Below are 5,469 nucleotides of genomic sequence, written 5' to 3'. Positions count from 1 at the left end.
TTCAGATAGGTCTCGCGCACCTCCTTGTGGGCGACGAGATCGGCGAAGAAGGCCGAGCCGCATTCCGCGCGCAGCTGCACCGCGCCGGTGGAGAGGCCGCCGAGGCTGTCCTCGACGCTTTCGATCAGCGCCTGGCATTTCTTGCGAAGGGCGCCCGAGGCGGGATTGGTGGCGGCAAGATCGAAGTTCACCTCTGCCGCCGGGGTGATGGCGAACTCGGTGAAGTAGTCGATCACGGTGGCCCCGTCCTTGGGATCGAGCACCTTGCCCTGGATGCCGTTCAGCAGGTGATACTCGAAGGTGGCCTCGGCATCATTGCGCAGACGGCGCAGGCGGCGGGCGACCTCGGCCTGGATCTGCTGGGTCTCGGACTCGGACCCGAAGGCGCGGATGCCCTGGATTTCAGAGGCCCAGAGCACGTCCTGTTTCTTGAACTGGCGGCAGACGAAGGCCCGCACGTCGCGTCGTTCCGGGATCTGCTGCTCATAAGCCGAGCCGCGCTCGGAGAACGGAATCAGCGACAGCGTGCCGTCGCGGCTCTCGATGACGACGGTGCGGGACCGCACGCCGCGATCGGCAAAGAGGCCGGAGCCCGAGAGGGTGGCGGGCTTGAAGGGGATGTTTTCGAGCGCGCGGGTAAGCTCTATCACCGAGAAGGCATCGGTGTCGAAGATGTCCATGGTGGGCATCGCGTGTTCCTTTCAGTGTTGGGGGTGTCAGCGCACCAGGATGCCGGCGGCGGCGAGCGCGGCATGGGCGGCATCGATCTCGGGCTGGGTCGGCGTGCCGGTTAACACCAGATCGTTGGCGTTGACGATGGCCGGACCGCGCAGCAGCACCACCGCGTTCACATCGGCGGTGGTGGCATCGGCCTTGCCCCAGAGGACGGCTACGGCAGTCTCGGTGCCATCGGTGGCGGCCGGATCATGGGCGGCGTATTTGCCGCTTGCCGTGATCTTGCCCAGCACGGTGCCGGGCTGCAGGACCGTGTTTGCACCGCCGGTGGCGATGGTGACGACCTCGCGGGTGTAGTCGCGGAAGGCTTCCCAGACGAGAAAGCCGCCAGCGTGGGTGGTTTCGGTGAGCGTGGTCATGGTTGGTTATCCTTTGCGCTTGAAGGTTCGGGCGATCACATCACCCCACGGTTTGGCCTGAGGCGCGGGCCCCGGTTGCGGATGCGTGGCGGAGATGTCGGGGTCGGCCGCGGCGCGGGCGTCGATCAGCGCCTTGCGGACATCCTCGAGGCTGGTTTCCGCCTCGAGAAAGCCCGCCGCCATTTGCGGCTGCCCGGCGAGGCGGCAGAGATCGACGACGGTTTTGGCGTAGGCCATGGCTTCCGTGCGGATGGTTGCGGGATCAGGTTCCGGGCCGGCTTTGGATCCGACAGCAGGTTTCGGAGCCGGTTCCGGTTCGACCGTGACGGGGTCGGCCTTCGCCTTCATCGTCGCCACAATCGCTTCCGGCGTATTCCTGAACCCGCTCATATCAAACCGCGCGGCCATCTTGACCGGCGCGGCCAAGGTGTCGGCGAGCCCCATGTCGATCGCCTCGGACGCATCGAACCAGGTTTCCGCCGCCATCAGCTTGGCAATCTCGTCCTCCGCCTTGCCGGACTTGGCGGCATAACCCTTGATGAGCGAGGCCCCGACCTTGTCGAGTGCCTCCGCCATCGACCGCATATCGGCCGCCGTGCCCATCACCAGCCCGGACGGATCATGGATCATCAGAAAGGCGTTTTCCGGCATGATGATTTCATCGCCCGCCATGGCGATGTAGGAGGCGGCCGAGGCGGCAATGCCGTCGATGGTGACAGTGACATTGCTGGCATGGCGCCCGAGCGCGTTGTAGATCGCCACCGCATCGAACACCGAGCCGCCGGGGCTGTTGAGCCTGAGCGTCAAGGGAGCCGCATCCGGCAGCTTGCCGAGATCGGCCAGAAACGCCTTCGCGCTGACGCCATAGGCGCCGATTTCGTCATAGATGGAGATTTCCGCGCCCTCATCGAGGGCGCAGATCGAATACCAGGTTTTCATGGATCACTTTCCCTTGTCTGGATCAGCCTGCTTTTGCGGCGTGGCCCGCGGCCCCTGGGCCTCCCCGGGGCTGGTGCTGTAATGGAGGCCCAGAGCCGCGGCCCGCGCCGCATCCGCCGCATTCTCGCGGTCGATTTCCTCGATGTCGTAGCCGGTGGCCTCGACCGCCTTGCGCCGTGACATGAGCCCCGCGTTGATGCCCAGAAGCTGCGCCTGAATGTCCTTCAGCGGATCGACCCAATCCCAGCGCGGCGGGATCCAGTGCACCGCCCTGGCTGCCCTGATGTCCGGCAGATCGAGCGCGCCCGAGAGCGCCGCCGTCTCGAGCCAGCGTTGCCAGACCGGCCGGCAGAACTGATGCGCCATCACCCCATGCTGCAACTGGCCGATCCGGCGGCGGAACTCGACCAGTTCGGCGCGCAAGCTCGAATAGTTCGCCTGGCGCACATCGCCGGTGACCAGGTGGTACGGCAGCCCCAGTGAGGCCGAGATCGCCAGCAGGGTGCGATACTGGAACGCCTCGTAACCGCCACCCACATCGGCGGGGCTCGAGAACTTGATGTCCTCGCCCGGCAGCAAGACCTGCAGGGTGCCGGGTTCCAGACTGGCGATGCCGATCCCGGTGCCCTCGTCCTCGATCTCCCCCATCAGGGTTTCTTCGGGGGCATTCTTTGTGACAAAGCCCGCGAACATCGCGGCGGTCTTCTTTCGATCAAGTTCCGCATCGTCGTATTGATCGAGCAGGAACAGCCGAACCATGGCCGGCGCCACATGCGGCAGGCCCCGGATCTGACCCGCATCGATGGCACGGTAGATGTGCAGCACGTCCTCGGCGGGCACGCGCGTCGTTGCCGGGATCACCTCCCCATGGTCCGTGCTGTCTCCGGGGTGGCGACGGCGGAAGTGGTAGGCAACGCGCCGCCCGATCCGGTCGAACTCGATCCCGCAGCGGATGCGGTTGCCGTTGGCGGCGGTTTCGGTTTTCTCGAAGGGCAGCATTTCCGACTGCAGCAGCTGCAACTGCATCGGCACCAGCAGACCATCCTCGGCGCGGCGCGGCCGAATACGCACGAAGCATTCCCCGGCCACGAACATCTCGCGCGCGATCATCGCTTGCAGTCCGTAGAAGTCGGTGAGACCATCGGCGTCCGCCTGATCGGTCCAGGCGAGCCACAGGCGCTGAACCCGGTCGCGCAACTCCCCGTCCTCGATCAAGGACGAGGGCTTGATCCCGTCGCCGACCAGATTGGCCGCGTAGGCCTCGCAGGCATTGGCGGCATAGCCATTGGTGACCACCAGTTCGCGCGAGCGGGCCAGCAGACGCGGACCGCCCGACGCCACCAGCGCGTTGATGTTCTCGAGCGGCGGGTTCCAGCCGCGCAGCCGACGGCGCGCCATCGCCCCTTCAAGGCGGGCGCGCACGGCGGAGGGGCCGCCGGATTTCTGGCGGCGGAAGGCATCAAACAGGCCCATCACAATCCCTTGGTCGTGGTCACGCGGACCTGACGGATCATCCTGCGACCCTCGAGTGTGGCGATCTCGCGGTTGAGCACATCGATGGCGCGATCGATTTCCGCGAGGCTGCGGTATTCCACCGTTTTGCCGTCATAGCTGACCCGGGCCACACCACTCGCGCGCGCGGCCGTGAGCGCATCCCGGCGGGTTTGAATCTCAGCAAGTGTGGCCATGTTTATCCCATGTATTTCGAGCGCACGGATCGGCGCTGGCGCACGGGCCTCGCTGACCGCGACACCGCCGGCGCCGGGGCACCCCGTTCGGGCGGCGCGACTTGCCGCGCCAGTTCATCCCATTGCTTTTCTGACCAGCGATCCGCCCCGAGGATCCAGGCGCCGGCACGGGCGTAGACCCGGCAGTCGAGAGCCTCGTTGCGTTCCCTGAGTTTCTGCCATTCGAGCTTCGCAAAGCCCCGCTTGTTTCTCACCGTTACCAGCTGCTCGGCGACGAGTTGCTTGAGCCACTCGCTGTCGGCCCAGCCCGGCAGGTGAACGGTGCCAGGCGGGTATGCGGCGCCGGCCGCGATCTCTTCCACCGTCGGACGGTCCTGGCGCAGGAAGCGGTAGGTCTCGGCCTTGAAGGTCGAGGTGGCCACCGTCCAGAGCCGCGCGCCCCGGCGCAGGCGTTTGCCGGCGATGGTGGCATCGACATAAGTCGGGCCCGTCACCGGCGTCGCCCGGTTGAACCCTTCGACGCCCTTGACGGGCGCCACCTGCGCGAAGCCAACCTGCCGCGCCCAGGCGTAGACGGCGGCGGTCTCGTAGCCCGTGTCGATGGCGAGCCGCGCGATGGTCATCGGCGCGCCGCTTGCATGCGTCCACGTCCGCCCCAGAAGTTCCGACAGCTTTGCCCAGCACGCCGGATCGGCGGGCCCGCCCTCGATCACGATGTGATCGACGAGCCAGCTTTCCAGCCCACGCCCCCAGGCCCAGACATCGACCTCGATCCGGTCCTTCTGCACGTCGGCGCCGGCCGTCAGGAACAGACCACCCGCGGCAACGGTCCCCGCCGGCCAGTCCTCGCGCCGCTCGGCGATGCGCTGCCAGTCGGGCGCATCGCCGGTCTCGATCCAGGTCTCGCCCAGCACCGTGTTGCGGAACACCCGCTCGGCCTCGTCCGAGCCCGCCGCCGTCTCCTTGTCGCGCGCGATGTCGGCCCAGCTCTTCCACCCCGGCGGCGAATAGAGCGCCGAGAGATGAAACCCCACCGTCCGCGCATCGCGCGCCTCTGCGGTGGCCCGCCATTCGCCCGCCGCCAGCATCGCCGGCTTGTGGTGTTCCTCGATCCGCTCGTCGCAGGCATCGCAGTGATATGCCGCCGTCTCCGGTTTGCCTTTCTCCCAGCGCAGCCGCTCGAACCGCAGCCACTGCATCGCGCCGCAATGCGGGCACGGCACGAAGAACCGGCGCTGGTCGGACGCCTCGTATTCCCGCTCGATGCGGCTGACGCCGCGGATCGTCGGCGTCGAGACCAGGAACACCTTGCGCCGGTGGGCGAAGGTCAGCGAGCGTGCCTCGGCGAGCCCCACCGGGTCGCCTTCCTCGTCGGCCGAGGCCGGATAGGCGTCGACCTCGTCGAGGAAGACGTAGCGCGCCGGCATCGAGCGCAGGCCCACCGCCGAGTTCGCGCCGGTCATCACCAGCACGCCGCCCGGGAAATCCTTCGACAGCTGGGTGTTGCCGCTGTCGCGCGCCCGCGCCGGGCGGACGCGCTCCTTCAGCGCCGGGCTTTCGTCGATCAGCGGATCGATCCGCTGCCTTGAGTTCCGCTTTGCCAGTTCCACCGTCGGCTGGACCGCCAGCATCGGCCCCGGCGCATGGTGGATCACGAAGCCGATCCAGTTGTTGCCGGCCTCGGTATTGTGCGTCGGGATCCAGCCCTTGCCGCAAAGAAACAGGTGGCTTGGCGAGTCCACCTCGAT

General features: G+C 67.1%; 6 protein-coding genes. All 6 read right to left on the bottom strand.

Features of this window, described 5'->3' with window-relative positions:
• A partial coding sequence (locus tag F3H26_RS19000) for a major capsid protein (RefSeq protein ID WP_149777533.1) occupies positions 1–689 on the bottom strand: 689 nt, incomplete at its 3' end.
• A gap of 27 nt (positions 690–716) precedes the next feature.
• Complete coding sequence (locus F3H26_RS18995; RefSeq protein ID WP_149777532.1) at positions 717–1,094, bottom strand: head decoration protein; 378 nt, start codon at positions 1,092–1,094, stop codon at positions 717–719.
• Positions 1,095–1,100: 6 nt separating this feature from the next.
• On the bottom strand, positions 1,101–2,033 hold the full coding sequence (locus F3H26_RS18990; RefSeq protein WP_149777531.1) for a head maturation protease, ClpP-related: 933 nt from the start codon (positions 2,031–2,033) through the stop codon (positions 1,101–1,103).
• Positions 2,034–2,036: 3 nt separating this feature from the next.
• Complete coding sequence (locus F3H26_RS18985; RefSeq protein ID WP_223162597.1) at positions 2,037–3,506, bottom strand: phage portal protein; 1,470 nt, start codon at positions 3,504–3,506, stop codon at positions 2,037–2,039.
• Positions 3,506–3,721, bottom strand: a complete 216-nt coding sequence (locus F3H26_RS18980; RefSeq protein ID WP_104009363.1) for a phage head-tail joining protein — start codon at positions 3,719–3,721, stop codon at positions 3,506–3,508. The genes F3H26_RS18985 and F3H26_RS18980 overlap by 1 nt, the downstream gene beginning before the upstream one ends.
• A gap of 2 nt (positions 3,722–3,723) precedes the next feature.
• A partial coding sequence (locus F3H26_RS18975) for a phage terminase large subunit family protein (protein ID WP_223162596.1) occupies positions 3,724–5,469 on the bottom strand: 1,746 nt, incomplete at its 5' end.

Origin of the sequence: Ruegeria intermedia (genome assembly GCF_900129345.1) — a bacterium.
Taxonomy (GTDB): Bacteria; Pseudomonadota; Alphaproteobacteria; order Rhodobacterales; family Rhodobacteraceae; genus Ruegeria; species Ruegeria intermedia.
This window is presented reverse-complemented; position numbering and strand designations above follow the sequence as displayed.